The following is a 26,072-nucleotide window of genomic DNA, read 5'->3' as shown; positions in this document are numbered from 1 at the left end:
ACAGAACTGTTAATTAATATAACATAATCAACAATACCTAGTCAAGATATATCACTTATATGTCTTAACTGCTATATAATACTATCAAATTATGGCCGCCAGTGTCAATCATTTTCTATGAATTTCCCTGTGTCCCAAATAGGCAGCGCTACGGAGTGAAACTTCTTCTATTCCATAGCGCTGCTTCTTATACTATGAGTCATTTATAAGGAAATAACGGTTAATTCTACGTATTATATTATATGAATAATTCCGTACATTAAATTGTGTATATTAATGTTTTTATTATATATACTACGGCATTACCTGCAACATATATCAATCTATATCCTTTTGTCGCCCTTTGCCGGCACCGTCTTCCGCGGCTTTTACATCGGCCTCGACGAATGTCTTCATGTCGTTCAGCATATGCATGGATGCGTCGATAACAGATAGTCCCATCGTTGAACCTAAAGCTTCATCTATTTGCAAATTATAGTATAAACACGGTTTTATCCCAAGGAATCGACATTGCTCCTTATGAATCGGTTCATCATAGGCGACAGATGGGAATACATAATCCTTAACTAACGGATCAATGGTAACAGCAGCCAAAACTGCGGCACCGGTTACGGCATTATCAAATACGATGGCCATGTGATGACCGGCAGCACCTAAGATAAAACCCGTTAAGAATGCAATATCTGATCCCCCTGCTACGTGAAGCAAATGCAGTACCGCATCACGGCGCTCGCTTTCACTCAAAGCGGACCAGTCATCTACAGCAATATTAAAACGATCCACAAAGGAATGAATATGAGCGGCTCGTTGCTCTACCGTAGGACCGCACTCTGTATGAACGAGAATATCATCATACGCACAACCCGTAATGGTGGCAGTCGTTACTAAAGCATCCAGAAACGCTCGTTCCCCTATATTACCGATAGCTACAACCTGTAATCCATCATCGTGTAGTTTATCGGCATACGTAAATCCGAGCTCAATAGCGCGATCTAATTCCTCTCTCGAAATGACGGGTTCCACACCAAAGAAATGGGAACCCTTACGGACTACTTTTGTATCAATATGCTCCAGCCGGGATGTATCCTGCTCAAGTCCGACATTAACAACATGTACATCGGCATTCAGTTTAAATGCCGCCCCCTGTGTTGCCGTAGTTCCTTCATTAAAGCGTTTTATGGCAGCGTAGCTTTCACTACCATGCTGACTATTTTGAGGTCCGTCCACCAGATGATCGGCACCTACGACGAGGACACCATGGCGCAAATGATTCGGTTTCGGATTTCCAAGAATCCCTGCAAAACGCTCTGCTATAGTTTCTAGCATAGCAAGGCTATAGATAGGTTTTGTCAGATTATCAATACGTAAACGGCATGCCTCCATGGACGGTGCATGCAACGGTTCTATTGTGAAAGTTCTCATGCTCTACCTCCCGTAACAGCCGTATACATATGAACGGCAAGGTCCAGCATACCCATTTGAATAGAGCCGCCCGATGCCTCTCCGAGACATAGGCCCAAATCGACATATGCCGTAAGGCCTAAATTTTCCAAAGATGATTTAGCCGCTTTTTCAGCGGACAAATGAGATGCCATCACATAATCCATCGCATGAGGTGCCAAGTGCTTCGCCACCAATGCACAGGCGGATGTGTTAAACCCATCGATGATAACTAACCCATGATTTGCTGCGGCGCCTAAAATAACGCCCACGATGCAGGTAAACTCGAAGCCGCCTACAGATGATAAAATTCCGATAGCATCATCTTTCTGAATATCCTTATATTTTTCCAATACGTCATGAACAATGCGTTGCTTTAATTTAAGGCGCTCATCGGAAATATTCGTTCCTCGACCTGTCGCCTCTTCCGCTGTAAGTCCTGCAAACTTAGCCGTCATAAGTGCACTGGCCGTAGTATTTGATATGCCCATTTCACCAACGAGAAACACATTATAACCGTCTCTGATTTTTTCCTCCACGAGGCGGATCCCCGTTTCAATGCCTTCAATGGCTTGTTCACGTGTCATGGCCGACTCTTTCACAAAGTTCTTCGTCCCCATACCGAGCTTATGGCTGCGAAGCCCCGGCACCCAACTCATATCCGCATCAATCCCCATGTCGATAACTTCCATTTGAGCACCGCAGTAATTCGCCAGGGAATTAGCCCCCGCCCCTTTAGGAATCAGGTAATTTTGCGTCATGCCGACGGTGGTTTTCTTTGGATATGCGCTGACACCCATGTCGGCCACGCCATGATCCGCCGAAGCGATAATCATGCACGGCTTCGGCACCGTAACGGAATCTTGATTCGTGGCGGCCCCATACTGAGCCACTATATCCACCAGTCGACCGTATTGTTCGACCGGCGATGCCGCATTCCATCGATTTATAATATGTTGTTCAATCTCTGCGTTGCGTTTCTTAATCGCACTGCAGGTTTCTTGTAACAAACCCATATAATCTCCCTTATCAGATTCTAATCTATCCGTCCTGAAATCAGCTGTTTCTCCTCTTAGCTGTCTTTGATTTGACCCGTCAGATACGGCAGGGTATTTCGTATATCCCGACTGCGCTCCAGATAGGATTCCAGTGCCGCCCCGTCGTCATCTTGTGAAAGTATCTCCTTTACCCGAAGAATTTCTCTTTCCATCTTCTCCAAACCTTCAAGCACATTATGACGATTACCGTAAATGATTTCCCTCCACATGGACGGCAATCCGCCGGCTACGCGGGTGCAATCTCGAAATCCTCCTGCGGATAATTTCATACGCAGTTCCCCCAGCTCATCACCGCCGGAAACCTGTGTCAGCATGGCCGCCATTAAATGAGGCATATGACTGACCATGGCCAAATACGCATCATGTGCGTAAATATCGACAAACTCGATGCGGGAACCTAATGCGCGGCCCATGTCCGCCAGCTCCTGAGCTACAGCTTCACTATATACGTCGGAAGCCTTATCCTCTAATACGATCCATCCCATACCTTTGAACAGATTTTTATGAGATACTTCATAGCCGCCCTTTTCGGACCCCGCCATGGGATGAACGGATACGAAAAAGGTTCCCTTCGGAATCGATTCATATACGGCACGTACAAAATTCTCTTTTGCACTGGATACATCCGTCACGACCTGACCCGGCTTAAAAAGATGCGCCACCTCCTTGAACAGGCGTGCATTCGTATCAGGAGGCAAGGAAAATACGACCATATCCGACGCTTCAATAAGGGGTTCCACCTCTGTCCACGCGAATTTTACGACACCATCCTGCAAGGCCGCATCACAAACCTCCTGACGGCGGGCATACCCCACCACCTCATAATCCGTATATGCTTTCAAAGCCTTCGCCAACGAACCGCCTAACAGGCCCAGTCCGATGATACCAACAGTCTTGCTCATATAAACCTACTTTCACAACCATCTAGCAGTCTACACTCTCCAATGCAATGCTACATATGATTTATCAATAATAAAGAAATCGAAGGGAAACCGCACTACAACATCAAGTTTCAATAAGACGTCTGTTTTTCCATTTACCGCTGTACCAACGATATACAAATAACAATCCTCGCAAGATTTCATCAATCGCCATAGCAACCCATATGCCTACAAGCCCCCAGCCCCAATAAATACCGAACAGATATGACAATGGTACTGCGCACAGCCACATACCGAAGATACCGACCAGCATCGGCGTCCGAATATCACCTGCCGCCTGTAAACAGCCAACCATAACGATATTTACGGCGCGACCTAGTTCAAGAAAAATCTCCACGAACAATACTTTATGTGCCAGCTCTAAAATCTCCGGATCGGAAGTAAATACGGATAACACAATATCGCTGGTCACATAAAAAAATGTGGCAAGCCCTACGTTAATAACAATAGCTAAATACATAGAATGCCACACGCGATTCGTTACTTCGTCCTGCCGTTTAGCCCCCATGAGAAAGCCAACGATAACTTGTGATGCATTAGCGAGGGCTATGGTATATACATAGCAGAGCATGGCAATAACTGATACATACACCTTCGTGTTAATTACAGCTAATCCCAAAATATTGACCATCTTCATAATCGTCGTCTGAGACAATTGATAGCTCAATGTTTCACCACCTGACGGCACACTGATGTGCAACAACGACTTAATCGTATGCCACGGAAAAGGCTTTAAAAATCTGAAACTAATCTCCAAGGTTAATAAGCGTTTAAATATATATCCAATAATAACAAGTCCTACCACCTTAGATAACCACGTGGAAATCGACACACCTAAAACACCCAGACTCGGTATCGAGCCGTGTCCGAAAATTAGTACATAGTTCGTCATAATATGGATAATATTCATAACAAGCGCTACATACATGGTGATACGCGTCAATGAATGACCTCTAAATACAGCAACTAATGCATAATACATAGCCTGTATCGGCAACCCCGCCGCAACAATAGTCGTATACAGCGATGTATCACTCATCGTTTCCTGCGGAATACCGAGCCACGTAAAAATCCACTCATGACAAGTTATAAAGAATATCGCTGCTATAGAGGAGAACAAAAAATTCATTACCAAACTGACGGTACAAACCTCTGATAGCTTCGACTGATTCCTTGCCCCTAAATACTGGGCAATCATTATCGTTGTCGCCGTGCTCATAACGATGATGAGCATAATAAAAATATTTAAAATCTGATTTGCATTAGCTACCGCTGCCACCGCTTCTGGTGAATAGTGACTCATCATGAGTTGGTCGATATTACCTACAAGCATTTGCAAAAACACTTCAATAAAAATCGGCCAGCTCAAAGTCCAAATAGATAAGCTAATCCCCTTTTCGTATGCTTTCATAAAACCTTCTGCCAAAAATTTCATACAATGATTTTATTATATCATGTTCTCCGCCCCTATGTGACAAAACAAAACGTGCCATCCGCAGATGACACGTTTCATCATTCATATATACGCCGCATCCTTAACAGGACGGCTATATTGTGAAAGTATTATTTAAATTGATTGCAAAGGCTGTCAAATAGAGCTTGATCAGGTTTTACAACATCCTCTGTCAATGGATGAGGATGAGGACCGCCATTAGCGTCAGCCATTGCTTTTTCAAAGGATGGTCGGCTATTATCCCGGTAGAGTAAGCCCGTTACCAAGCCTTGTGTTTCGCTCAATACCTTGAACGCCGCTGCGCGATCTGTCGAATCATACCCTTCAGGCAATGCAGTCAAGTGTTCCTTAAACCAATCATAACTGTTGTGTTTATTATAAGTAACACAAGGACTGAATACATTGATGAAGGAGAAACCTTCATGGTCCATCGCCTGTTGAATAAGATCAACTAGTTCCGCACGGTTAATCATATAGCCTTGAGCCACAAATGTAGCACCGGCGGCAATCGCCGTTTCACATACGGATAACGGCGTTTCAAAGGCACCGCGAGGCGTCGTTTTTGTAACGAAGCCGATATCGGAACGAGGGGATGCCTGGCCTTTAGTCAAACCGTATACATGATTATCCATTACGATGTATGTCATGTTTACATTGCGTTTGAACGCATGAATCGTATGACCCATGCCGATAGCAAATGCATCGCCGTCACCGGAACATGCGATAACTTCCAAGTCCTGGTTAGCAAGCTTTACGCCTTGCGCATAAGGAAGTGCGCGACCATGAGTTGTATGAGCGCCATATGCGTAGAAATAACCACCGATACGACTGGAACAACCGATACCGGAAATTACGGCCAGTTTTTCCGGTGGAATATTTTTAGCTACTACGGCATCGGTAATCGCAGCTTGTACCCCATAATGGCCACAGCCCGGACACCAGTTAGGACGAATATCGTTTCTGTAATCTTTAGCTGTTGCCATATTATAGGACCTCCTTAATCGCATTTTTCACATAACTTTTTGTGAATGGATTACCATCGTATTTCAAACAACTAGAAATTTTATGTTTCTTATGCATGTTGATTTTAAATAAGTTAGCCAATTGACCAGTTTTATTGTGCTCTACGATAACCACTTTTTTCGCAGCATCAAAGAACGGTTGTAATTGCTTTGCTGGGAATGGTTTAATTAAGCGCAATTGCAAGTGATTAACCTTAACGCCTTCCTGATCGAATTCCGCTACCGCCTCTTCAATAGCGCCACGACTGGAAGCAATACCTACAACGAGTACATCTGCTTCATCATATTTTGCATTATTCAAGAACGGTTCATAGTTATCCGCTACAGTTTCCAATTTACGGAAACGTTTATCCGTTTGCGATACGTGCATCGTAGGGGCTTCCGCCGGTTTACCTTCTTCATTATGTTCGAGACCTGTAGAAAGGAACAGACCGTTTTTCATACCCGGAATTGTACGAGGGGAAATACCGTCCTCAGTCAATTCAAAGCGTTTGAAATAATGAGGTTGTTCCAATGCGGGAAGATCGGATTCCTTCATCATCTTACCACGATTGATAGGCACGCGGTTCAAGTCAAAGGACGGAACGGACTGTTTATTCAAGCCTTGTTGTAAATCCGGCATAAAGATAACCGGACATTGATACATTTCAGCCAAGTTGAAAGCCTTCTGGATTTCATAGAAGCATTCTTCGATGGATGTAGGCGAAATTACGATGCCCGAATAATCACCGTGTGCATTATAGCAAGCCGCATCGATATCGGACTGTTCCACCTTGGTAGCCATCCCCGTGGATGGGCCTGAACGCTGTACATCGATAACGACCATTGGAAGTTCAGCCATGGATGCCATGGATAAGGATTCCGCCATGAGACTTAAGCCCGGACCGGATGTGCATGTAAAGCCGCGAACACCTGCATATACACCGCCCATGGCAGTCATGCAGGCCGCGATTTCGTCCTCTGTCTGAACGATGGTGGCGCCCAATTTATCCATATTCTTAATCATGTATTCCATAACTTCGGATGCCGGTGTAATCGGATAGGATGCCATGAAGCGAGAGCCCGCAGCAATCGCACCGAGTGCACAGGCTTCATTACCGAGCAGGAACATCTGATCCTTTTTACCCGGAGCCGGCAATGTGTCGATATCCACATCGCCCAACTGTTCCATAACCAGGCCGTGACCGTCATCAAAGGCCTGTAAATTCTTATCTACGATTTCCTGAGATTTTTTTGCAAATTTAGCAGTAATAGCGTCCTTGAACATCTTCGTATCAAATCCGAGAAGTGCTACGGACATACCGAGGGCAACGATATTACGCATCAACAAGGAGCCTTGTTTCATCGCTGTTTCGGAAATAGGCAGGGACAAACAATGAACCTTGGAACCTTCAAATCTGGAAAAATCCGGATTCACCTTGCTGTCACAGATGATATAACCGCCATCACGAACTTCACCGCCATGCATGTCCACGGTTTCCTGATCCAAAGCAAGCAGAAAGTCGACACCTTCACCGATGGACATAATTTGTTCCAATGCTACACGCAATGCAAATGTAGTATGTCCCCCCTTAATGCGGGATGCGAATAAACGTTGACTATATAAAGAGTACCCTTCTTTAGCGAGGATTGTGGCCATGATTTCGCCACAGCTCTCGATACCTTCACCTTGTTGGCCGCCCATTTTCCAGATAAAATCTTTACGCTTTTGCAAGAGATTCACCCTCCTTAGGATAAAATTATACTGCTGACAAGAGTCTATCGTACTTATTTAACCGATATACACGTAACAAACCTGTCTTACAAGGTCATTGTATCATGTCTAAAATCGCTTTACAATGTATCATTTCACATAATAATAGGTATAAATCACCGTATTATAACTAAAAGCTATAAATAAAAAGAGATACTGTAATCATGCAGTACCTCTTTTGCCGGTTATATTTATTGATTAAATTTATTACTCAATCCATTTATCGCTATATCGGATTATATAGAATATTTATTCTCAAGCACCTCTTGCAAGCGCGCTTCGGTAAAGAAAATCTCCTCCAGGCACAAGCCTTGAGGTGGTGCTGTTTTACCGATAACACGGCGGTCTCTGACCTCTAAATACCCTCTGATATCCGCCACCTTGCGCCGCCCCTGTCCTATATCGACAAGAAGCCCCGCAATATTGCGCACCATATGATACAGGAAGCCATCCCCTACAACGGATATGGTCACATTCGGGCCATCCGCTTCAACGGCAATCCCTAGAATCGTTTTCACCGGATTAGCCGGCGTCGAATTCGTCCCTTGCAGAGTCGTAAAGTCATGCGTGCCGACAAGTTCAGCGCCGGCTTGACGCATCAGTTCAATATCAAGAGGCTTCTTCACATGCCAATGGAAACGTTTTGTTAGCGGATTTCCTATTTCCCGATTATAAATGGTGTATGCGTATTCCTTGCCGTATATGTTCCACCGAGGCTTCCAGTCAAGGGGGATTTCCTCCGCCGCAGTGACAACGATGTCCTCAGGAATATGCGCAATCATGGCTCGCGGAATATTCTCCACCGGAATTGAGCCGGACGTCTGGAACGTACATACCTGAAACTTTGCATGCACCCCCGCATCAGTGCGGGACGCCCCGTAAATCTGAATCGGTTCATTGCAGATACGCGACAAACCGTATTCCAGACAGCCCTGCACGGTCAGCCCCTTGTCATCAGGCTGCTTTTGATAGCCCGCCAGATCCGTCCCGTCATAAGCTACAATCAGTCGTATATTTCTCATAACCTGAACCACCACAATATAAGAAGGATAATCGTAACGATGATAACAGCGCCGACGCCGATATAATCGACATAGGTCACCTTGAGGGCCTTCATACGCGTCCGATTCACACCGCCCCGATAACAGCGCGCCTCCATGGCTGTAGCCAGTTCATCGGCCCTTCTGAAAGCGCTGATAAACAAAGGCACTAAAAGAGGTACCATATTCTTTGCCCGTTGAATGATGGAACCCGTCACAAAGTCCGCACCACGTGCTGATTGAGCTTTCATAATACGATCCGTTTCGTCCAGCAAGGTCGGAATAAACCGCAGCGCAATCGTCATCATCATCGCCAGTTCATGAGCCGGCACACCGATACAACGGAACGGATTCAATAAGTGTTCAATGCCGTCCGTCAAGCGTATCGGTGACGTCGTATACGTCAACAGCGATGAAAACAGAATCAGGAATATGAGGCGCGCCGCCATCTGCAAGCCCATCGCCACACCTTGATCACTGATATTGATAAAGCCCCACGAAAAAATCGTGTTGCCCGGTGTCGTAAATATATGAATACCCATGGTAAATACGATGATAATCCACAGCGGTTTAATGGCCGTCCACATCAAACGGAGCGGCAAGCGCGATAAGAGCATCGCAAAAATCGTAAAGCCTCCCACAATACCGTATGCTAATGTCGAATTAGCCAGGAAAATCGCTACCACGAAAATCGTAGTGGCAATGATTTTCGCACGCGGATCCATGCGGTGCAAGAAGGAATTGCCCGGAAAGTATTGTCCGATCGTTATATTATTTAACATGACTGCCTCCTTCCATGATAGCAGCAACTGCATCATCTACGGAGAGTACACGGTTTGATACATCGAGACCGCGAGAGCGCAGATATTCCATCGTTACCGATACCGGCGGTACGTCAACCCCGATAGCCTGCAATTCATCGCGATGATCGTTAAAAATATCCATGGGAGCCCCATCGAGAATGATACGTCCCTTATCGAGAACTACAAGGCGCGAAGCCATGCGGGAGATATCCTCCATATTATGAGATACAAGAATAACCGTAATTCCTTTTTCCTTATGAAGTCGGATAATCTCTTCAAATATTTCCTCACGACCGAACGGATCAAGTCCGGCGGACGGTTCATCCAGAACGAGAAAATCCGGATCCATAGCCACCACGCCGGCAATGGCGACGCGGCGCATTTGACCGCCGGAAAGATGAAACGGAGACCGTTCCGCATACGTATCATAGTCAAGGCCTACAAACTTCATGGCATCGCGCACGCGCTCATCCACTTCCTGTTCCGAGAGGCCTAAATTTTTCGGACCGAAGGCGATATCCTGAGCAATCGTCTCCTCAAACAGCTGATGCTCCGGATATTGGAATACCATACCCACCTTATGGCGCATCCGTTTCGCTTCCTCCGTAGAAGCACTGATATCCACGCCGTTCACCGTAACGGTTCCCGTAGTAGGATGTAATAAGCCGTTCAAATGTTGAACGAATGTAGATTTCCCGGATCCGGTATGACCGATAATCCCTAAGAACTCACCATTATTAATAGTAAGGGAAACGCCGTGAAGGGCCGTCTTTTCAAAAGGTGTCCCCATACCGTATGTATAGGTGATATTATCTAATACAATCGCCATTACCGGACACCCTCCCCTCTTACCATGTTAACAGTGCTATTCGCTTCAAAATGATTTACCGCCGTAGTAGCCGTAGTTGCGGCAACAGCTGTAGCAGCACTATCTGCCGTAATATTCTCAGCCGCAGCTATACCGTCACATATCAGACGCGAACCTTTATCCGATTTGATAAGTGCATCCGCCAATTCTTCATTGTTGATGATACTGTCCCCTAATGCATAGCTATGCTGATTTAATTTGAAAGCAATTTCCGATGCTACCGGCACATCGAGGCCGATGGATTTCAATTCATCCACATGACTGAAGATTTCGCGCGGCGTACCGTCATGTAACTTTTTGCCGTTCTTCATGACGATTACGCGATCAGCCGTTACGGCTTCCTCCATGAAATGAGTGATAAGTACAATCGTAATGCCTTCTTCTTTATTGAGCTTATGTACAGTTTCAAGGACCTCACGCCGCCCCTTAGGGTCCAACATGGCCGTAGGTTCGTCGAGAACGATACAGTCCGGTTTCATCGCCAATACGCCGGCAATGGCGATGCGTTGCTTCTGCCCTCCAGACAATAAATGAGGCCCATGTTCTCTGTATTCCGTCATGTTCACCGCTTCGAGAGCCGCGTCGACACGAGCGACGATCTCTTCGCTGGGAACGCCTAAATTTTCCGGACCGAAAGCGACATCCTCCTCTACGACGGCCGCCACAATCTGATTATCCGGATTTTGGAATACCATGCCCACATGTTGTCGAATATCCCATATGTGATTTTCATCGCTCGTATCATATCCGCACACGCGAATTTTACCGATACTGGGCTGTAATAATACGTTAAAATGCTTGGCCAGCGTGCTCTTACCGCTACCGTTAGTACCGATAATGCAGACAAATTCGCCACGCTTGATCGACAAGCTCACATCATCCAATGCGCGTACATCATTGCCGTTTTCATCTGTGTAAATATGACTGATATGATCCACATCGATCATAATGTCCTGTTCGTTCATGAATAGCCTCATATCTTTCTAGTCAATTTCGCCGCTTTGTGAAAGGTTGACAATTTACTTTCATCATTTACGATAACTGCTAATATATTATGACATTTATACTCATCGATTGTACCACAAAATTGACAATAAAAAAACGGTGTCGCAACCGAAGTTACAACACCGTATGAGTTTGATTAAACCAACTCGATAATAGCCAAAGGTGCAGAATCACCTTTACGAATACCAGTTTTGATTACACGAGTGTAACCGCCTTGGCGTTCAGCATATTTTGGAGCAATAGTATCAAACAATTTTTTTACTACATCTTCATCCATAAGGTATGAAAGAACTTGGCGACGTGCATGAAGATCACCACGTTTAGCCAATGTAACCATCTGATCTGCTAAAGAACGAAGTTCTTTCGCTTTAGCTTCAGTCGTTTCAATACGCTCATGTTGGAAGAAAGATGTTAACATTCCACGGAACAACGCTTTACGCGCGGAGCTGTCGCGGCCTAATTTTCTGTACATTCGTCTTCCTCCTTATTCGCCTTTTTGTTTAAGTCTAAATCCGCCCGGATGATTGTTGAGTTTTTCCTCAATTTCATCGATGGATTTTTTACCTAAGTTGCGAACTTTTCCTAAGTCATCAATGGTTTTGTCTAGCAAATCTGCAATTGTATTGATGCCGGCACGTTTCAAACAATTGTAAGCGCGCACGGATAATTCCAATTCATCGATGGAAATCTTTGCCGGACCTTCATCTTCAGGTTGATCCACAGGATCATCAGTAGGTCCGATAATAATACCGTCATCAGCACTACCAACAGCAACAACATCAGCAGAATGAGCTAATTTAGTGAAGTTCCCTAAATAACCAATCATAATGGCAGCAGATTTTGCCACTGCATCAGCAGCGGTAATAGAACCGTCGGTCCAAACTTCCAATGTCAGTTTGTCGAAGTCCATTTCATTACCTACACGAACATCACTCACTTCGTATTTAGCGCGAAGAATCGGAGAATAGATGGAATCGATAGGAATACAACCGATTACATCCGTATCTTTTTTATTCTTCGTGGACGGAACATAGCCTTTGCCACGTTCAATCACTACGTCCATTACGAGGTGAGCAGTCTCATCCATTGTCGCAATCACGAGTTCAGGATTCAATACTTCTACTTCCGGTGGGAATTGTTCAGCTAAATCACCGGCTGTTAATACGCCATCCTTTTGAAAGTCCATATGGACTTCCAACGGTACTTGTGCATCTTCTTCAAGTTTAATACACAATTGCTTCAAGTTAAGGATAATATCCGTCACATCTTCGCGAATACCTGGGATAGTTGAGAATTCATGAAGAACTCCATCAATCTTGATAGAGGTGATAGCTGCCCCATCCAAGGATGAAAGCAAAATTCTGCGTAAGCTATTACCGAGAGTGATACCATAACCACGGTCCAAAGGTTCACATACGAACTTACCATAACGACCGCCATCAGCGATGTCCACTTTCTCGATTTTAAGTTTCTTTTCTTCGCTCATCAGGAACATCCTCCTATATAACACACGTTCATAGTTTAATTATAGCAAACCGTACCAAAGCGGTCCCTATGAATTATACACGACGGCGTTTTGGAGGGCGACAACCATTATGAGGAATTGGAGTTACGTCCTTAATGGAAGTAACTTCAAGCCCTGCAGCCTGTAAAGCACGAATCGCAGCTTCACGACCGGATCCAGGACCTTTTACAAATACTTCAACAGTACGAAGGCCATGTTCCATAGCAGCTTTAGCAGCTTGTTCAGCCGCCATTTGTGCTGCAAATGGAGTGGATTTACGGGAACCACGGAAGCCCAAGCCACCAGCGGAAGCCCAAGACAACGCATTACCGTTTGTATCAGTTAAAGTTACGATAGTGTTATTGAATGTAGAACGAATATGAGCCGCACCGGATTCAATATGTTTCTTTTCTTTTCTTTTAGTTCTAACAACTTTTTTAGCCACGCTTTATCCCTCCTTTATCTTATTTCTTTTTACCAGCAATTGCTTTTCTAGGACCTTTGCGAGTACGTGCATTCGTTTTAGTACGTTGACCACGAAGTGGTAAACCCATACGATGACGTTTGCCTCGATAGGAGTTGATTTCAATCAAGCGTTTAATGTTAAGAGCTTCTTCACGACGAAGGTCACCTTCAACTTTGTAATCAGCATCTAACACTTCACGAATTTTCGCAACTTCATCTTCAGAAAGATCACGAACACGTGTGTCAGGATTGATGCCTGTTTTTGCTAAAATTTCAGTAGCAAGAGTCGGACCAATACCATAAATATAAGTTAAACCAATTTCCACTCGTTTATCACGAGGTAAATCTACACCGGCGATACGTGCCATTTAAATCTCCACCTCCTATCAGATTATCCTTGTTTTTGTTTATGTTTTGGATTTTCGCAAATAACCATTACACGGCCTTTGCGTTTAATGATTTTACATTTTTCGCATATCTTTTTAACTGATGGTTGAACCTTCATTAGTACCTCCTTTGTGGACCCTATGCTTATTTAAAGCGATAGGTGATGCGACCACGATTTAAGTCATACGGTGTCAGTTCCATAGTAACTTTATCACCAGGAAGAATACGGATAAAATTCATACGCATTTTGCCTGACACATGAGCCAATACGATATGACCATTTTCCAACTCAACTTGGAACATGGCATTCGGTAAAGCCTCAACTACCGTACCTTCCACCTCAATAACGTCTTCTTTTGACATATCTTTCCCTCCGGTTACCTGTTTTATTTAATTAACCGCGGTTCATCCCGCATAGTTAATATTTCAGGGCCGTTTTCTGTAACAACCACTGTATGTTCGAAATGAGCGGCAGCTTTACCGTCAGCGGTAACCGCCGTCCAGTCATCCCCTAATACACGAACTTGATAAGAACCCAATGTAATCATCGGTTCGATACACAACACCATCCCCGGTTTCATAAGCGGTCCCTGTTCAGGACTGCCGTAGTTCGGTATTTGTGGATCTTCATGCATTTCGCGGCCTAAACCATGGCCTACGAAGTCGCGAACGACACCGTAACCATGTTTCTCACAATACGTTTGAACAGCGTGACCGATAGCACCGATATGGTTGCCTACCTTCACCTGTTCAATTCCCTTGAACAGACTTTCTTCTGTTACTTTCAACAATTTCATCACATCGGATTTGACATGACCGATAGGAATCGTCACAGCCGAATCGCCGTGATACCCATCAACGGATGATACTAAATCAATACTGATGATATCACCGTTTTTAAGCTTCCGCTTGGCGCTCGGAATACCATGAACGACTTCATCATTGATAGAAGCACAGATTGTTGCCGGGAATCCATAGTACCCTTTACAACTTGGTATACCACCGTGGCTGCGAATATATTCTTCGGCAATTGTATCTAACTCAAGCGTCGTGATGCCAGGTTTAGCCTTTTCTACTAACAAGGACAACGTGTCTGCTGTAAGCTTACTTGCCTTGCGGATACATTCAATTTCATGAGACGATTTCAAAATAATCATAGATTATTTCTCCAAAGCCTTAATGATGTCGGCAAATACTGCGTCTACATCTTGTAAACCGTCGATTTCTTGATATAATCCGCTATTGCGATAGTAATCAATTAACGGTTTTGTAGATTCTTCGTACACAGCTAGACGTTTCTGTACTGTTTCAGGGTTATCATCAGCACGATTTTCAAGAACAGCCCGTTCACTGATACGTTTAACCAATTCCTCGGAAGGAACGTTCAAGTTAAGCACCGCATCAAGAGCAATTCCTAATTCTTTAAGGATTGCATCCAAGGATACAGCCTGTGCCGTAGTTCTTGGGAATCCATCAAGAATAAATCCAGATTTGCAGTCATCTTTAACCAATCGATCACGCACGATACCGACAGTTACACTGTCAGGCACCAACTGACCGGCGTCGATGTATTTTTTAGCCTCAACTCCAAGAGGTGTTTCGTTCTTAATCGCAGCGCGGAACATATCACCTGTTGAAATTTGGGGAATACCGTATTTTTCAATAAGTCGAGCCGCCTGAGTACCTTTACCGGCACCCGGAGGTCCCATTAATAGAATATACATATTGTTTCCCTCCTATTTAACAAAGCCCTTGTAGTGGCGTGTTACCATGAGCGACTCAATTTGTTGCATTGTATCAAGTGCTACACCTACAACGATGAGAAGAGCCGTACCACCAAAGTATACGCCCTGGACGCCTGTTATAGTACCGAGGAAATTCGGTACGATAGCAACGACAGCTAGGAATACAGCGCCTGCCAAAGTGATCTTGGTCATCACGTTATCCACATAATCAGCAGTTGGTTTACCCGCACGAATACCTGGGATAAAACCACCGTATTTTTTCATATTATCTGCCATATCTGTAATGTTGATAGAGATCGCAGTATAGAAGTAAGTAAATATGAAGATCAATATTGCATACAATGCCGTTTGTAACGGCGTTCCCCATGTGAAGTAATCCGCAAATTTATGAACCATATCATTGTCGATAAATTGCGCAAGTGTTACAGGGAACATCAACACAGATGACGCAAAGATAATGGGAATTACACCTGCCTGATTGACTTTCAACGGCAAGAATGTAGAGTGACCACCGTACATTTTACGACCTACCACGCGTTTAGCGTATTGAATCGGAATACGACGTTGGCCTTGTGTAACTGCGACAACGATAGCGATCATCGCCAATGCAATTACAGCAAATAAAAATGCTTGGAACATATTAATTGTTCCCGTTTCGATGTATTGGTAAATGGTTTGAAGTCCATCCGGTAAACGTGCGACGATACCGGCAAAGATAATCAGGGAAATACCATTACCTACACCATATGCTGTGATTTGTTCACCGATCCACATCAACAAGCATGTGCCTGCTGTAAGGATGATGGCCACAACGAATACACTAAGGAAATCATTATTTACCAAAGCGTTATTTGCCTTGAGGGCAAATGCCATGCCGGAGGCTTGTACAAAGCCAAGGACTACGGTGCCATAACGAGTTACCTTCGCTATTTTCTTACGACCCTCTTCACCATCTTTACTCCACGCCTCAAACTGAGGAACTACAGCTTGAAGCAGTTGCATGATGATGGAAGCATTAATGTAAGGAGTAATACTCATTGCAAAGATAGAGAACTTACTTAGCGCACCACCAGCAAACAAGTCTAATAGACCGAATAGGTTACCGGATGTAAACAAGGATTCGATAACAGATGCATCTACACCTGGCACAGGAATATGAATGCCTGCTCTGAATACAGCAAACATCATCAATGTGTATAAAATCTTATTACGTAATTCGGTAATCTTAAAGATGTTCGAGAGGCTATCTAGCACCCTAGATCACCTCTACTTTTCCGCCTGCTGCTGTAATTTTTTCTTCAGCAGATTTAGTGAAGCCGTTAGCGATAACAGTCAAGTTTTTTACTTCCAATGTACCGTTACCTAAAATACGGATACCGTCGCGTACATTTTTCAAAATACCGGCTTCAATAAGTGCTACAGGATCAACTGTTGCACCATCTTCAAAGCGATTTAATTGTGCTACGTTAACTTCAGCATATTCTTTAGCAAATACGTTGTTGAAACCGCGTTTTGGCAAACGACGATAAAGAGGCATTTGGCCACCTTCAAAACCGGAGCGAACGCCACCGCCGCTACGGGAGTTTTGACCTTTTTGACCACGGCCGGAAGTTTTACCCAAACCGGAGCCAAGACCACGACCTACACGAGTTCTAGTTTTTTTAGAACCGGCAGCCGGTTGTAATTCATGAAGTTTCATTCAGTGCACCTCCTTATCAGTATTAAACTTCTTCAACTTTTACTAAATGTCTAACTTTGTGAAGCATACCTTCGATTTGAGGTGTTACTTCTTTAACGACTTGAGAATTAGTTTTCTTCAAGCCCAAAGCTTTAACTGTCGCGCGTTGATCTTCAGGACGACCGATTAAGCTTCTTGTTAATGTTACTTTAACTTGTGCCATTTCTTGTCTCCTTATTACGCGTTATAGATTTCTTCAACGGTTTTACCACGAAGTTCAGCAACTTCGCTAGCGCGTTTCAAATCTTTCAAACCTTCGATTGTAGCGCGAACCATATTATTAGGGTTAGAAGAACCCAAGGATTTGGTCAAGATGTTACGAACACCAACCAATTCCAATACGGCACGAACAGGACCGCCGGCGATAACGCCGGTACCTTCAGCAGCCGGTTTCAAGAATACGCGGCCTGCGCCGAATACGCCTGTTACGCTGTGAGGGATTGTACCATTTTTAATCGCTACATTTACAATATTTTTCTTAGCATCATCGATACCTTTACGAATCGCTTCAGGTACTTCCGCTGCTTTACCTAAGCCAACGCCTACATAACCGTTGCCATCACCAACAACTACAAGTGCGCTGAAGGAAAAACGACGACCACCTTTAACTACTTTGGCTACGCGGTTGATGAATACTACTCTTTCTTTAAGATCAAGACTGGTGTAGTCAATTCTCGCCATGTCTATAGTTCCTCCTTCTTAGAATTTTAAGCCTGCTTCACGAGCACCTTCTGCAAGTGCTGCTACGCGGCCGTGGTAAATATAACCACCACGATCAAACACTACTGTGTCAATGCCTTTAGCGATAGCTTTTTTAGCAACTGCTTCACCGACAGCTTTAGCAGCGGCTATGTTACCACCATAGGACAAGTTCAAATCTTTATCTAAAGAGCTAGCAGCCACCAAAGTTGTACCTGCTACGTCATCGATAACTTGAGCATAGATATTGCCTAAAGAACGGAATACGTTCAAACGTGGGCAAGCTGCCGTACCGGAAATGTGACGGCGAATACGAAGATGACGTTTTGCTCGTGCGATGTTTCTATTAGATTTACGAGGCAAGATATTCACTCCTTTCATTTATATAGATGATATTACTATTTACCTTTTGCACCAGCTTTACCAGCTTTGCGACGAACAACTTCGCCTTCATAGCGGATACCTTTGCCTTTGTAAGGTTCAGGTTTTCTCCATTTACGGATATCAGCTGCTACTGCACCAACAACTTCTTTGTCTGCACCAGACACAACGATTTTGTTAGGAGCCGGAACATCAATTGTAATACCAGCTGGAGCTTCCATTTCTACCGGATGAGAGAAGCCAAGTGTAAGAGCTAATTTATTGCCTTGTTTAGCCGCTCTGTAACCAACACCGTTGATTTCAAGCGTTTTAGTGAATCCTTCAGTTACGCCTGTTACCATATTAGCAACAAGAGCGCGAGTCAAACCGTGAAGGGAACGATGAGCTTTGTCTTCGGAAGGACGAGCTACTGTAATTGTGTTACCTTCTACAGTGATATTCATATCTGGATGCAAATCGCGAGATAATTCGCCTTTAGGACCTTTTACATGCATATGATGATTATCATATGTAACAGTAACGCCTGCAGGAATCTCGATAGGCATTCTACCGATACGTGACATTATTTCTACCTCCTCTTGTTACTATTACCAAACGTATGCGATTACTTCGCCACCAAGACCTTCTTTACGAGCTTGCTTGTCGCTCATAACGCCTTTAGATGTAGAAATAACTGCAATACCCAAACCACCAAGTACACGAGGAAGTTCTTCCTTTTTCGCGTAAACACGTAAACCAGGTTTGGAAATACGTTTAATTCCTGTAATAACTTTTTCGCTATTGGAACCATATTTCAAAGTTACTTTTAAAGTGTTTTCTTCTTTTTCTACGTTCTTTACGAAACCTTCTTGTAAAAGGATCTCAAGAACAGCTGCTTTCATTCTAGATGCCGGAATGTTTACCGTTTCATGAAGTGCAGCATTTGCATTACGGATGCGCGTAAGCATATCCGCGATAGGATCGGTCATTACCATAATCTAAAAACCTCCTCTCGTCTAATATTACCAGCTGGCTTTTTTAACACCAGGAATTTGTCCTTTATACGCCAATTCACGGAACGCAATACGGCTGATACCGAATTTACGCATATAGCCGTGAGGACGACCAGTTAAGTTGCAACGATTGTGCAAGCGTGTCGGGGATGCATTAGCCGGTAATTTGGATAAGCCTTCATAATCACCTGCTGCTTTTAACGCTTCACGTTTAGCTGCATATTTTTCAACGATTTTAGCGCGTTTCTTTTCGCGTTCAATCATAGATTTTTTAGCCATCTATATGTTCCTCCTATTATTTTTCAAAAGGCATACCGAATTGAGTCAACAATTCACGAGCTTCTTCATCTGTATTAGCACTTGTTACGATAATGATATCCATACCAGTAACGCGTTCTACCTGATCATATTCGATTTCAGGGAAGATGAGCTGTTCTTTAAGACCCAAAGCGTAGTTACCACGGCCATCAAATGCAGTAGCGCTGATACCGCGGAAGTCACGTACACGAGGTAATGCCGCATTGATCAATTTATCAAGGAATTCATACATGCGTTCGCCACGAAGAGTAACTTTTGTACCCAACGCCATGCCTTCACGAACTTTAAAGTTCGCAATGGATTTTTTAGCTTTTGTGATTACAGGTTTTTGACCTGCAATGATAGTCAAATCATGAACAGCCGCTTCCAATGCTTTTGCATTGCCTACTGCATCACCTACGCCCATGTTGATAACGATTTTTTCCAATTTAGGAATTTCCATTACGTTGCCGTAACTGAATTTTTCTTGCATACTCTTTTTGATTTCAGAGTTGTATTGTTCAAACAAACGAGACATTTATGTAGCTCCTCCTTTCCTGATTATTTAAGTACTGTACCGGATTTAACAGTAGCGCGAACGAATTTACCGTCTTTACCTTCTACTTTTTTGATACGAGTAGCTGTTTTAGTTTCTGGATCAACGATCATTACGTTGGAAACATGGATACCAGCTTCTTTAGTAACGATGCCGCCTTGTGGGTTAGCCTGAGAAGGTTTTGTGTGACGTTTTACAGTATTAACGCCTTCAACAAATACGCGTTCTTTTTTAGGTTCAGTAGCGATTACTTTACCTTGCTTACCTTTATCTTTACCGGAGATAACAACAACGGTATCGCCTTTTTTGATTTGTAATTTAGCCATATGCTGCGTTCCTCCTTCTTATAATACTTCCGGAGCCAAAGAAACGATTTTCATGAAGTCTTTTTCACGAAGTTCTCTCGCTACCGGTCCAAAGATGCGAGTACCACGAGGGGTCTTGTCATCTTTAATAACTACTGCTGCGTTTTCATCAAAACGGATATAGGAACCGTCTTGACGGCGGATACCTTTTTTAGAACGAACAATAACAGCTTTGACTACGTCGCCTTTCTTGACAACGCCACCGGGTGATGCATCTTTTACAGAAGCAACGATTACGTCACCGATATTGCCGAATTTGCGATAAGAACCGCCCATGACTTGGATGCACATAATACGTTTAGCACCAGTGTTGTCGGCAACATTCAAAATTGTTTGTTGCTGGATCATCGTCTATTCCTCCTTACATCACTCTTATTTTTGTCTTTCAAGAATTTCAACAACTCTCCAACATTTATCTTTAGAAAGTGGACGAGTTTCTACAATTTTAACTGTATCGCCAATTTGACACTCATTGTTTTCATCATGAGCTTTGAAGCGTTTTGTGCTAACCATTGGCTTGTTATATAATGCGTGAGGTACTTTACGTTCAACAGCAACAACAACAGTTTTGTCCATTTTGTCGCTAACAACTTTACCTACGCGGACTTTACGTACGTTTCTTTCTTCTGCCACGATTTTAAGCCTCCTTTTCAAACTTTAACAAATCTGTGTTATTATGCGTTTTCAGATTTAAGTTCAACTTCACGTTGTACAGTTTTAATACGAGCGATTGTCTTCTTAACTTCACGAATGCGCATAGGATTTTCTAATTGACCTGTTGCAAGCTGAAAACGGAGGTTAAATAACTCTTCCTTAAGACCGGAAACTTTTTGTTCCATTTCGGCAGCGCTCATATTGCGAATGTCATTAACCTTCATTTACGTCACCACCCAATTCTTTACCCTTAACAACAAATTTGCATTTGATTGGAAGTTTATGGCTTGCAAGACGCATAGCTTCACGAGCTACAGCCTCAGGCACACCGTCCATTTCAAACATTACACGACCTGGTTTAACCACTGCTACCCAGTATTCAGGCGAACCTTTACCGGAACCCATACGAGTACCTGCAGGTTTAGCTGTGATTGGTTTGTCAGGGAAAATTTTAATCCATACATTACCGCCACGTTTGATATAACGAGTCATAGCAATACGGGCAGCTTCGATTTGACGGTTTGTAATCCAAGATGGTTCGCATGCTACCAAGCCGAACTCACCATGAGACACTGTATTACCGCGCATAGCACGACCTTTCATACGGCCGCGGAATTGCTTACGATGTTTTACGCGCTTTGGAATAAGCATTACTTGCCACCTTCTTCCTTCTTAGCAGGCGCTTGTTTCGCCTCAGGCAAAACTTCACCTTTGTAAATCCATACTTTAACGCCGATACAACCGTATGTTGTATGAGCTTCAGCAGTACCATAGTCGATGTCTGCACGCAATGTATGCAATGGGATAGAACCTTCACGGTAGGATTCGCTACGAGCGATTTCAGCACCACCAAGACGACCGCTTACCATGATCTTAATACCTTTTGCACCCAAGCGCATCGTACGACCAACAGCTTGTTTCATTGCACGGCGGAAACCGATACGGCGTTCCAATTGGCCGGCAATGTTTTCAGCAACTAATGTCGAATCCATGTCTGCCTGTTTAATTTCAGCGATGTTAACGTCCACTTGTTTATTAGTGAAACGAGTCATTGCTTTTTTGATATCTTCGATACCAGCACCACCACGACCGATAACCATACCTGGTTTTGCAGTGTGGATAGTCAATTTAATACGTTTATTTGTACGCTCGATTTCAATGCGGGAAATACCAGCAATGAAAAGGGTTTCTTTCAAGAAGTTACGAATTTTTACGTCTTCATGAAGATTAGCAGCGAAATCTTTATCTGCATACCATTTTGCGTCCCAATCTTTTACGATACCGACACGCAAACCGTGTGGATTAACTTTTTGACCCACTCTGATTCCCTCCTTCTTAAGCTCTTTCTTTAACTACTACTGTTACGTGGCTAGTGCGTTTCAAGATTTTGAAAGCTTGACCACGGGAACGAGGATGAATGCGTTTTAATGTAGGGCCTTGATCAACGAAGATCTCGGATACGTAAAGATTGTCAACATTCATATCGAAATTGTGTTCTGCATTTGCTACAGCAGAACGCATTACTTTTTCTACTACATCGGCGCCAACTTTCGGAGTAAACTTCAAGATGGCAAATGCTTCGCCGATGTTTTTACCGCGCACTAAATCTGCTACGATACGGATTTTACGAGGCGCGATTCGGATATGTCTAGCGATTGCTTTTGCTTCCATGTATTATTTCCTCCTATTTTTTGCCTGTAGATTTTTCGTCCTTACCATGACCTCTATAAGTACGTGTAGGGGCGAACTCACCTAATTTATGACCTACCATATCTTCTGTAATGAATACAGGTACGTGTTTGCGACCATCATGCACAGCAATTGTGTGGCCTACAAAACTAGGGATAATAGTAGAGGCACGGGACCAGGTTTTTACAACTTTCTTTTCGTTAGTTTCGTTTAAAGCATCAACTTTCTTAAGCAAATGATCTGCTACGAAAGGGCCTTTTTTAATAGATCTGGACACTATTTTATCTCCTTTCCTTTATCCTATTTTGTACGACGTTTAATGATCAAGCTGTTAGAAGCTTTTTTCTTGTCGCGAGTTTTAACACCATGTGCTGGTTTGCCCCAAGGTGTAACAGGATGTTTACGACCAACAGGAGATTTACCTTCACCACCACCATGTGGATGGTCACAAGGGTTCATTACAACACCGCGGTTACCAGGACGAACGCCCATCCAACGATGACGACCAGCTTTACCGATTACAAGGTTGCTGTGGTCAGCGTTACCAACAACACCGATTGTCGCACGGCATTCTTGACGTACGCGGCGCATTTCGCCGGATGGCAAACGAAGGATAGCATAGCCATTATCCTTACCCATCAACTGAGCGGATGTACCAGCGGAACGAACGATTTGACCGCCTTTACCGATTTTCAATTCGATATTGTGAATTTGAGTACCGTCTGGGATATTCATCAATGGTAAGCAGTTACCAGGTTTAATATCGGAATCAGGGCCGGAGAATACAACGTCACCAACTTTTAAGCCGTTTGGCGCTAAAATATAACGTTTTTCACCATCAGCATAGTTAAGCAAAGCAATGCGAGAAGAACGGTTAGGATCATACTCGATTGTAGCTACCTTAGCCGGAATATTATCTTTAGTACGTTTGAAGTCAATGATACGGTATTGACGTTTATGACCGCCACCTTGGTGACGAACCGTCATTTTACCAGTATTGTTACGACCACCTTTTTGAGAAATCTTAGTGAGCAAGGATTTTTCCGGTTTGCTTGCTGTGATTTCGTCGAAGGCGGATACTGTCATAAACCGGCGACCAGCGGAGTACGGTTTAAATGATTTAATTGCCATTAGTGGGCCTCCTTACAACTAGACTCTTAGACACCTTCAAAGAATTCAATGGATTCGCCAGCTTTTAAGGTTACGATAGCTTTTTTGTAATCGCTACGTTTACCTTGTGTACGACCCATGCGTTTAGTTTTACCTAAAACACGAATAGTAGCTACTTTCTCTACTTTTACATTGAAGATTTTTTCAACTGCTTGACGGATTTGCACTTTATTTGCAGTTAAAGGCACACGGAAAGTGTATTTGCCTTCTTCCATAAGCATAGTGGATTTTTCGGTAATAACCGGGCGGATTAGTACATCATGTAATTGCATTATCCGAGCACCTCCTCGATTTTTTCGACAGCGCCTTTAGTAATGAAGAGCTTATCGTAATGAAGAAGATCGAAAATGTTCATACCTTCGCAAGCCAATGCTTTAACACCTTGGATATTACGAGCGGAACGTTCAACATTTACATCACCTTCAGTGATGAACAATACTTTTGCATCACCAACGTTGAAGCTGTTAAGAATGTTCAACACTTCTTTAGTTTTAGGAGCTGCTAATGTGATTTCTTCCAAAACGTATAATTCGCTATTATTCACTTTATCGCTAAGAGCAGATTTAACTGCCAAACGTCTAGCCTTACGAGGCATAGCTTTATAATAGCTGCGAGGTTGAGGACCAAAGGTAGTACCGCCACCGATCCAGATTGGAGAACGGCTGGAACCTGCACGTGCACGGCCGGTACCTTTTTGTTTCCAAGGTTTGCGACCGCCGCCGCGAACCATACCTCTAGTTTTTGTTGCATGTGTGCCGAGACGTTCGTTAGACAATTGACGAACTACGGCTTGATGCATAACGGCTTCGTTTACTTCAACGCCGAATACTGCATCGTTTAACTGTATTTCACCGACTTTAACGCCGGATTGATTATATGTTGCTACTGTAGGCATTACATAATCCTCCTTTCGACAAATGATTATTTAACAGGTTTAACCGTGCTCTGAACCATAACCAAGCTACCTTTAGCGCCTGGGATACCACCTTTAACCAATAAAAGGTTACGTTCAGCATCAACTTTCACAACGGATAAGCGTTGTACGGTAACTCTGTAACCACCCATTTGTCCAGGGAGTTTTTTACCTTTGTATACCTTACCGCCGCCACCGGAGATCATAGGACCGATGGAACCAGGTTCACGGTGAGATTTGGAACCGTGAGTTTCAGGACCACGGGAGAAATTATGGCGTTTAATCGTGCCAGCAAACCCTTTACCTTTACCTGTACCCACTACGTCCACCAATTCACCTTCTGCGAAGATATCAGCTGCCAGAGTTTGGCCTACTGTGTAGTCAGCCGCATTGTCAACGCGAACTTCGCGAAGGTATTTCACTGGATCTACGCCAGCTTTATCGAACTGACCTTTTACAGGTTTTGTTAAATGTTTTTCTTTAATGGAACCGTAACCAATTTGTACTGCTTCGTAGCCGTCTGTTTCAACAGTCTTCACGCGCACTACAACGCTTGGGGTAGTTTCCACTACTGTTACAGGAACTAAACGGCCTTCAGCTGTGAAGACTTGTGTCATTCCTAATTTTTTACCCAAAATAGCTTTAGACATTATCGCACCTCCTTATAGTTTTATTTCAATAGATACACCAGCCGGTAAATCTAAACGAGTGATAGCATCTACTGTTTTCGAATTTGGTTCAAGAATATCGATCAAGCGTTTATGTGTACGCATTTCGAATTGTTCACGGGAGTCTTTGTTTACATGTACGGAACGAAGAATCGTGAAGATATTCTTTTCTGTTGGCAATGGAATCGGACCAGAAACCATAGCGCCATTTCTTTTTGCAGTGTCTACGATCTTAGCAGCGCTTTGATCGAGAGCTTTGTGGTCGTATGCCTTAAGGCGAATACGGATTTTTTGCTGTTTAGCCATTATTAATAATTCCTCCTGTCGTCCATTTCATGAATGAACTGCTCCATAGAAATTCTCCCCCGCAGAGGCAACCTTCTACTTCATAGTTTAAAAACACAACACTAGAGCGGCAGTATCTGCCGCTCTTATGTGCTGCAAGTATTGTACTCAGCGCATCACT

At 43.6% G+C, this 26,072-nt stretch carries 39 protein-coding genes and 1 pseudogene; all 40 read right to left on the bottom strand.

What is annotated here, in order from left to right:
• Positions 1 to 318 precede the first annotated feature (318 nt).
• The gene (locus tag HMPREF1521_RS04080; RefSeq protein ID WP_038116171.1) at positions 319 to 1,422 is read right to left on the bottom strand and encodes a nicotinate-nucleotide--dimethylbenzimidazole phosphoribosyltransferase; all 1,104 of its coding nucleotides are present in this window, start codon (positions 1,420 to 1,422) and stop codon (positions 319 to 321) included.
• Complete coding sequence (locus tag HMPREF1521_RS04075; protein ID WP_038116169.1) at positions 1,419 to 2,456, bottom strand: nicotinate-nucleotide--dimethylbenzimidazole phosphoribosyltransferase; 1,038 nt, start codon at positions 2,454 to 2,456, stop codon at positions 1,419 to 1,421. Before HMPREF1521_RS04075 ends, HMPREF1521_RS04080 begins: the two co-directional genes overlap by 4 nt.
• A gap of 56 nt (positions 2,457 to 2,512) precedes the next feature.
• Complete coding sequence (locus HMPREF1521_RS04070) at positions 2,513 to 3,400, bottom strand: prephenate dehydrogenase/arogenate dehydrogenase family protein (protein WP_038116166.1); 888 nt, start codon at positions 3,398 to 3,400, stop codon at positions 2,513 to 2,515.
• A 103-nt stretch (positions 3,401 to 3,503) separates the two neighbouring features.
• Positions 3,504 to 4,850 carry an MATE family efflux transporter gene (locus HMPREF1521_RS04065; protein ID WP_038116164.1) on the bottom strand — a complete coding sequence of 449 codons (1,347 nt, stop codon included), beginning with the start codon at positions 4,848 to 4,850 and terminating at the stop codon, positions 3,504 to 3,506.
• A gap of 152 nt (positions 4,851 to 5,002) precedes the next feature.
• Positions 5,003 to 5,875 carry a 2-oxoacid:ferredoxin oxidoreductase subunit beta gene (locus HMPREF1521_RS04060; RefSeq protein WP_038116162.1) on the bottom strand — a complete coding sequence of 291 codons (873 nt, stop codon included), beginning with the start codon at positions 5,873 to 5,875 and terminating at the stop codon, positions 5,003 to 5,005.
• A 1-nt stretch (position 5,876) separates the two neighbouring features.
• Positions 5,877 to 7,628 (bottom strand): 2-oxoacid:acceptor oxidoreductase subunit alpha, encoded by a 1,752-nt coding sequence (locus tag HMPREF1521_RS04055; protein ID WP_038116160.1) that lies wholly within the window; start codon positions 7,626 to 7,628, stop codon positions 5,877 to 5,879.
• Positions 7,629 to 7,903: 275 nt separating this feature from the next.
• A complete protein-coding gene (gene truA, locus HMPREF1521_RS04050; protein WP_038116157.1) occupies positions 7,904 to 8,689 on the bottom strand; it encodes a tRNA pseudouridine(38-40) synthase TruA in 786 nt (261 codons plus the stop codon).
• Positions 8,686 to 9,489 carry an energy-coupling factor transporter transmembrane protein EcfT gene (locus tag HMPREF1521_RS04045; RefSeq protein ID WP_038116156.1) on the bottom strand — a complete coding sequence of 268 codons (804 nt, stop codon included), beginning with the start codon at positions 9,487 to 9,489 and terminating at the stop codon, positions 8,686 to 8,688. Before HMPREF1521_RS04045 ends, truA begins: the two co-directional genes overlap by 4 nt.
• Entirely contained in the window at positions 9,479 to 10,339 is an 861-nt protein-coding gene (locus HMPREF1521_RS04040; RefSeq protein ID WP_038116155.1) for an energy-coupling factor transporter ATPase, read from the bottom strand. The genes HMPREF1521_RS04045 and HMPREF1521_RS04040 overlap by 11 nt, the downstream gene beginning before the upstream one ends.
• 170 nt (positions 10,340 to 10,509) lie before the next feature.
• Positions 10,510 to 11,343 (bottom strand): annotated as a pseudogene (locus HMPREF1521_RS04035) (energy-coupling factor transporter ATPase); the annotation flags it as partial.
• A 176-nt stretch (positions 11,344 to 11,519) separates the two neighbouring features.
• Positions 11,520 to 11,855 carry a 50S ribosomal protein L17 gene (gene rplQ, locus HMPREF1521_RS04030; protein ID WP_038116154.1) on the bottom strand — a complete coding sequence of 112 codons (336 nt, stop codon included), beginning with the start codon at positions 11,853 to 11,855 and terminating at the stop codon, positions 11,520 to 11,522.
• Positions 11,856 to 11,867: 12 nt separating this feature from the next.
• Positions 11,868 to 12,869 (bottom strand): DNA-directed RNA polymerase subunit alpha, encoded by a 1,002-nt coding sequence (locus tag HMPREF1521_RS04025; RefSeq protein WP_038116152.1) that lies wholly within the window; start codon positions 12,867 to 12,869, stop codon positions 11,868 to 11,870.
• A 73-nt stretch (positions 12,870 to 12,942) separates the two neighbouring features.
• Entirely contained in the window at positions 12,943 to 13,332 is a 390-nt protein-coding gene (gene rpsK / locus HMPREF1521_RS04020; RefSeq protein ID WP_004695151.1) for a 30S ribosomal protein S11, read from the bottom strand.
• A 19-nt stretch (positions 13,333 to 13,351) separates the two neighbouring features.
• Complete coding sequence (gene rpsM / locus HMPREF1521_RS04015) at positions 13,352 to 13,720, bottom strand: 30S ribosomal protein S13 (protein WP_038116149.1); 369 nt, start codon at positions 13,718 to 13,720, stop codon at positions 13,352 to 13,354.
• A gap of 23 nt (positions 13,721 to 13,743) precedes the next feature.
• Complete coding sequence (rpmJ, locus tag HMPREF1521_RS04010; protein ID WP_004695148.1) at positions 13,744 to 13,857, bottom strand: 50S ribosomal protein L36; 114 nt, start codon at positions 13,855 to 13,857, stop codon at positions 13,744 to 13,746.
• 26 nt (positions 13,858 to 13,883) lie between these two features.
• On the bottom strand, positions 13,884 to 14,102 hold the full coding sequence (gene infA, locus HMPREF1521_RS04005) for a translation initiation factor IF-1 (protein WP_004695147.1): 219 nt from the start codon (positions 14,100 to 14,102) through the stop codon (positions 13,884 to 13,886).
• Between the two features lie 23 nt (positions 14,103 to 14,125).
• Positions 14,126 to 14,896: a type I methionyl aminopeptidase gene (gene map, locus HMPREF1521_RS04000; RefSeq protein WP_038116146.1), complete on the bottom strand. Its 771-nt coding sequence runs from the start codon at positions 14,894 to 14,896 to the stop codon at positions 14,126 to 14,128.
• 3 nt (positions 14,897 to 14,899) lie between these two features.
• Positions 14,900 to 15,463, bottom strand: a complete 564-nt coding sequence (locus HMPREF1521_RS03995) for an adenylate kinase (RefSeq protein WP_038116143.1) — start codon at positions 15,461 to 15,463, stop codon at positions 14,900 to 14,902.
• Between the two features lie 12 nt (positions 15,464 to 15,475).
• Positions 15,476 to 16,738, bottom strand: a complete 1,263-nt coding sequence (gene secY / locus HMPREF1521_RS03990) for a preprotein translocase subunit SecY (RefSeq protein ID WP_038116141.1) — start codon at positions 16,736 to 16,738, stop codon at positions 15,476 to 15,478.
• A 1-nt stretch (position 16,739) separates the two neighbouring features.
• Positions 16,740 to 17,183: a 50S ribosomal protein L15 gene (gene rplO, locus HMPREF1521_RS03985; protein ID WP_038116139.1), complete on the bottom strand. Its 444-nt coding sequence runs from the start codon at positions 17,181 to 17,183 to the stop codon at positions 16,740 to 16,742.
• Between the two features lie 22 nt (positions 17,184 to 17,205).
• Positions 17,206 to 17,385: a 50S ribosomal protein L30 gene (rpmD, locus tag HMPREF1521_RS03980; protein WP_004695138.1), complete on the bottom strand. Its 180-nt coding sequence runs from the start codon at positions 17,383 to 17,385 to the stop codon at positions 17,206 to 17,208.
• 14 nt (positions 17,386 to 17,399) lie between these two features.
• Positions 17,400 to 17,903, bottom strand: a complete 504-nt coding sequence (gene rpsE, locus HMPREF1521_RS03975; protein ID WP_004695136.1) for a 30S ribosomal protein S5 — start codon at positions 17,901 to 17,903, stop codon at positions 17,400 to 17,402.
• 18 nt (positions 17,904 to 17,921) lie between these two features.
• Positions 17,922 to 18,302: a 50S ribosomal protein L18 gene (gene rplR / locus HMPREF1521_RS03970; protein WP_038116136.1), complete on the bottom strand. Its 381-nt coding sequence runs from the start codon at positions 18,300 to 18,302 to the stop codon at positions 17,922 to 17,924.
• Between the two features lie 17 nt (positions 18,303 to 18,319).
• Positions 18,320 to 18,865: a 50S ribosomal protein L6 gene (gene rplF / locus HMPREF1521_RS03965; protein ID WP_038116133.1), complete on the bottom strand. Its 546-nt coding sequence runs from the start codon at positions 18,863 to 18,865 to the stop codon at positions 18,320 to 18,322.
• A 24-nt stretch (positions 18,866 to 18,889) separates the two neighbouring features.
• Positions 18,890 to 19,276 carry a 30S ribosomal protein S8 gene (rpsH, locus tag HMPREF1521_RS03960; protein ID WP_038116130.1) on the bottom strand — a complete coding sequence of 129 codons (387 nt, stop codon included), beginning with the start codon at positions 19,274 to 19,276 and terminating at the stop codon, positions 18,890 to 18,892.
• 27 nt (positions 19,277 to 19,303) lie between these two features.
• Positions 19,304 to 19,573, bottom strand: a complete 270-nt coding sequence (gene rpsN / locus HMPREF1521_RS03955; protein ID WP_004695122.1) for a 30S ribosomal protein S14 — start codon at positions 19,571 to 19,573, stop codon at positions 19,304 to 19,306.
• Positions 19,574 to 19,589: 16 nt separating this feature from the next.
• Positions 19,590 to 20,129 (bottom strand): 50S ribosomal protein L5, encoded by a 540-nt coding sequence (rplE, locus tag HMPREF1521_RS03950; RefSeq protein WP_038116127.1) that lies wholly within the window; start codon positions 20,127 to 20,129, stop codon positions 19,590 to 19,592.
• 23 nt (positions 20,130 to 20,152) lie between these two features.
• The gene (rplX, locus tag HMPREF1521_RS03945; RefSeq protein WP_038116124.1) at positions 20,153 to 20,473 is read right to left on the bottom strand and encodes a 50S ribosomal protein L24; all 321 of its coding nucleotides are present in this window, start codon (positions 20,471 to 20,473) and stop codon (positions 20,153 to 20,155) included.
• A gap of 18 nt (positions 20,474 to 20,491) precedes the next feature.
• Complete coding sequence (rplN, locus tag HMPREF1521_RS03940) at positions 20,492 to 20,860, bottom strand: 50S ribosomal protein L14 (protein ID WP_004695117.1); 369 nt, start codon at positions 20,858 to 20,860, stop codon at positions 20,492 to 20,494.
• A 24-nt stretch (positions 20,861 to 20,884) separates the two neighbouring features.
• On the bottom strand, positions 20,885 to 21,145 hold the full coding sequence (rpsQ, locus tag HMPREF1521_RS03935) for a 30S ribosomal protein S17 (protein WP_004695116.1): 261 nt from the start codon (positions 21,143 to 21,145) through the stop codon (positions 20,885 to 20,887).
• Between the two features lie 41 nt (positions 21,146 to 21,186).
• The gene (gene rpmC / locus HMPREF1521_RS03930; RefSeq protein ID WP_004695115.1) at positions 21,187 to 21,390 is read right to left on the bottom strand and encodes a 50S ribosomal protein L29; all 204 of its coding nucleotides are present in this window, start codon (positions 21,388 to 21,390) and stop codon (positions 21,187 to 21,189) included.
• On the bottom strand, positions 21,380 to 21,817 hold the full coding sequence (rplP, locus tag HMPREF1521_RS03925; protein ID WP_038116122.1) for a 50S ribosomal protein L16: 438 nt from the start codon (positions 21,815 to 21,817) through the stop codon (positions 21,380 to 21,382). Before rplP ends, rpmC begins: the two co-directional genes overlap by 11 nt.
• Positions 21,817 to 22,485 (bottom strand): 30S ribosomal protein S3, encoded by a 669-nt coding sequence (rpsC, locus tag HMPREF1521_RS03920; protein WP_038116119.1) that lies wholly within the window; start codon positions 22,483 to 22,485, stop codon positions 21,817 to 21,819. The genes rplP and rpsC overlap by 1 nt, the downstream gene beginning before the upstream one ends.
• Positions 22,486 to 22,501: 16 nt before the next feature.
• A complete protein-coding gene (rplV, locus tag HMPREF1521_RS03915) occupies positions 22,502 to 22,837 on the bottom strand; it encodes a 50S ribosomal protein L22 (RefSeq protein WP_038116117.1) in 336 nt (111 codons plus the stop codon).
• 13 nt (positions 22,838 to 22,850) lie between these two features.
• Complete coding sequence (gene rpsS / locus HMPREF1521_RS03910; protein WP_038116116.1) at positions 22,851 to 23,132, bottom strand: 30S ribosomal protein S19; 282 nt, start codon at positions 23,130 to 23,132, stop codon at positions 22,851 to 22,853.
• A gap of 23 nt (positions 23,133 to 23,155) precedes the next feature.
• Complete coding sequence (gene rplB / locus HMPREF1521_RS03905) at positions 23,156 to 23,986, bottom strand: 50S ribosomal protein L2 (RefSeq protein ID WP_038116115.1); 831 nt, start codon at positions 23,984 to 23,986, stop codon at positions 23,156 to 23,158.
• 26 nt (positions 23,987 to 24,012) lie between these two features.
• A complete protein-coding gene (gene rplW / locus HMPREF1521_RS03900) occupies positions 24,013 to 24,297 on the bottom strand; it encodes a 50S ribosomal protein L23 (RefSeq protein ID WP_004695108.1) in 285 nt (94 codons plus the stop codon).
• Positions 24,297 to 24,920: a 50S ribosomal protein L4 gene (gene rplD, locus HMPREF1521_RS03895; protein WP_038116113.1), complete on the bottom strand. Its 624-nt coding sequence runs from the start codon at positions 24,918 to 24,920 to the stop codon at positions 24,297 to 24,299. Before rplD ends, rplW begins: the two co-directional genes overlap by 1 nt.
• Before the next feature lie 26 nt (positions 24,921 to 24,946).
• Entirely contained in the window at positions 24,947 to 25,588 is a 642-nt protein-coding gene (gene rplC, locus HMPREF1521_RS03890) for a 50S ribosomal protein L3 (RefSeq protein WP_038116111.1), read from the bottom strand.
• 12 nt (positions 25,589 to 25,600) lie between these two features.
• On the bottom strand, positions 25,601 to 25,912 hold the full coding sequence (gene rpsJ, locus HMPREF1521_RS03885; RefSeq protein ID WP_004695100.1) for a 30S ribosomal protein S10: 312 nt from the start codon (positions 25,910 to 25,912) through the stop codon (positions 25,601 to 25,603).
• Between the last annotated feature and the right edge of the window lie 160 nt (positions 25,913 to 26,072).

This window comes from Veillonella sp. AS16 (assembly GCF_000517785.1).
In the GTDB taxonomy this organism is placed as follows: domain Bacteria; phylum Bacillota; class Negativicutes; order Veillonellales; family Veillonellaceae; genus Veillonella; species Veillonella denticariosi.
Note: the sequence above shows the minus strand (reverse complement) of the source record. Positions and strands in the feature narration are given on the sequence as shown.

Bases quoted from the DNA above. Each gene is read 5' to 3' on its own strand.
- rplD (WP_038116113.1), bottom strand. From the start codon at position 24,920: ATGCCTACAGTAGCAACATATAATCAATCCGGCGTTAAAGTCGGTGAA.
- rplE (WP_038116127.1), bottom strand. From the start codon at position 20,129: ATGTCTCGTTTGTTTGAACAATACAACTCTGAAATCAAAAAGAGTATG.
- truA (WP_038116157.1), bottom strand. From the start codon at position 8,689: ATGAGAAATATACGACTGATTGTAGCTTATGACGGGACGGATCTGGCG.
- rplQ (WP_038116154.1), bottom strand. From the start codon at position 11,855: ATGTACAGAAAATTAGGCCGCGACAGCTCCGCGCGTAAAGCGTTGTTC.
- rplR (WP_038116136.1), bottom strand. From the start codon at position 18,302: ATGAAAGGAGTGAATATCTTGCCTCGTAAATCTAATAGAAACATCGCA.
- HMPREF1521_RS04045 (WP_038116156.1), bottom strand. From the start codon at position 9,489: ATGTTAAATAATATAACGATCGGACAATACTTTCCGGGCAATTCCTTC.
- rpsJ (WP_004695100.1), bottom strand. From the start codon at position 25,912: ATGGCTAAACAGCAAAAAATCCGTATTCGCCTTAAGGCATACGACCAC.
- rpmD (WP_004695138.1), bottom strand. From the start codon at position 17,385: ATGGCACAAGTTAAAGTAACATTAACAAGAAGCTTAATCGGTCGTCCT.
- rpsM (WP_038116149.1), bottom strand. From the start codon at position 13,720: ATGGCACGTATCGCCGGTGTAGATTTACCTCGTGATAAACGAGTGGAA.
- rplB (WP_038116115.1), bottom strand. From the start codon at position 23,986: ATGGCAATTAAATCATTTAAACCGTACTCCGCTGGTCGCCGGTTTATG.
- HMPREF1521_RS04040 (WP_038116155.1), bottom strand. From the start codon at position 10,339: ATGGCGATTGTATTAGATAATATCACCTATACATACGGTATGGGGACA.
- rpmC (WP_004695115.1), bottom strand. From the start codon at position 21,390: ATGAAGGTTAATGACATTCGCAATATGAGCGCTGCCGAAATGGAACAA.
- rplP (WP_038116122.1), bottom strand. From the start codon at position 21,817: ATGCTTATTCCAAAGCGCGTAAAACATCGTAAGCAATTCCGCGGCCGT.
- rplW (WP_004695108.1), bottom strand. From the start codon at position 24,297: ATGCAATTACATGATGTACTAATCCGCCCGGTTATTACCGAAAAATCC.
- rplV (WP_038116117.1), bottom strand. From the start codon at position 22,837: ATGGAAGCAAAAGCAATCGCTAGACATATCCGAATCGCGCCTCGTAAA.
- HMPREF1521_RS04065 (WP_038116164.1), bottom strand. From the start codon at position 4,850: ATGAAAGCATACGAAAAGGGGATTAGCTTATCTATTTGGACTTTGAGC.
- HMPREF1521_RS04075 (WP_038116169.1), bottom strand. From the start codon at position 2,456: ATGGGTTTGTTACAAGAAACCTGCAGTGCGATTAAGAAACGCAACGCA.
- rplO (WP_038116139.1), bottom strand. From the start codon at position 17,183: ATGAAACTTCATGAATTACAACCGGCTGCCGGTTCTAAAAAAACTAGA.
- rplN (WP_004695117.1), bottom strand. From the start codon at position 20,860: ATGATCCAGCAACAAACAATTTTGAATGTTGCCGACAACACTGGTGCT.
- HMPREF1521_RS04070 (WP_038116166.1), bottom strand. From the start codon at position 3,400: ATGAGCAAGACTGTTGGTATCATCGGACTGGGCCTGTTAGGCGGTTCG.
- rplX (WP_038116124.1), bottom strand. From the start codon at position 20,473: ATGGCTAAATTACAAATCAAAAAAGGCGATACCGTTGTTGTTATCTCC.
- HMPREF1521_RS04025 (WP_038116152.1), bottom strand. From the start codon at position 12,869: ATGAGCGAAGAAAAGAAACTTAAAATCGAGAAAGTGGACATCGCTGAT.
- rpsE (WP_004695136.1), bottom strand. From the start codon at position 17,903: ATGGCGAGAATTGACTACACCAGTCTTGATCTTAAAGAAAGAGTAGTA.
- rplF (WP_038116133.1), bottom strand. From the start codon at position 18,865: ATGTCACGTATCGGTAGAATGCCTATCGAGATTCCTGCAGGCGTTACT.
- rpsH (WP_038116130.1), bottom strand. From the start codon at position 19,276: ATGGTAATGACCGATCCTATCGCGGATATGCTTACGCGCATCCGTAAT.
- infA (WP_004695147.1), bottom strand. From the start codon at position 14,102: ATGTCAAAAGAAGACGTTATTGAGGTGGAAGGTACGGTAGTTGAGGCT.
- map (WP_038116146.1), bottom strand. From the start codon at position 14,896: ATGATTATTTTGAAATCGTCTCATGAAATTGAATGTATCCGCAAGGCA.
- HMPREF1521_RS04080 (WP_038116171.1), bottom strand. From the start codon at position 1,422: ATGAGAACTTTCACAATAGAACCGTTGCATGCACCGTCCATGGAGGCA.
- HMPREF1521_RS04060 (WP_038116162.1), bottom strand. From the start codon at position 5,875: ATGGCAACAGCTAAAGATTACAGAAACGATATTCGTCCTAACTGGTGT.
- rpsN (WP_004695122.1), bottom strand. From the start codon at position 19,573: ATGGCTAAAAAATCTATGATTGAACGCGAAAAGAAACGCGCTAAAATC.
- rpmJ (WP_004695148.1), bottom strand. From the start codon at position 13,857: ATGAAGGTTCAACCATCAGTTAAAAAGATATGCGAAAAATGTAAAATC.
- rplC (WP_038116111.1), bottom strand. From the start codon at position 25,588: ATGTCTAAAGCTATTTTGGGTAAAAAATTAGGAATGACACAAGTCTTC.
- HMPREF1521_RS03995 (WP_038116143.1), bottom strand. From the start codon at position 15,463: ATGTATATTCTATTAATGGGACCTCCGGGTGCCGGTAAAGGTACTCAG.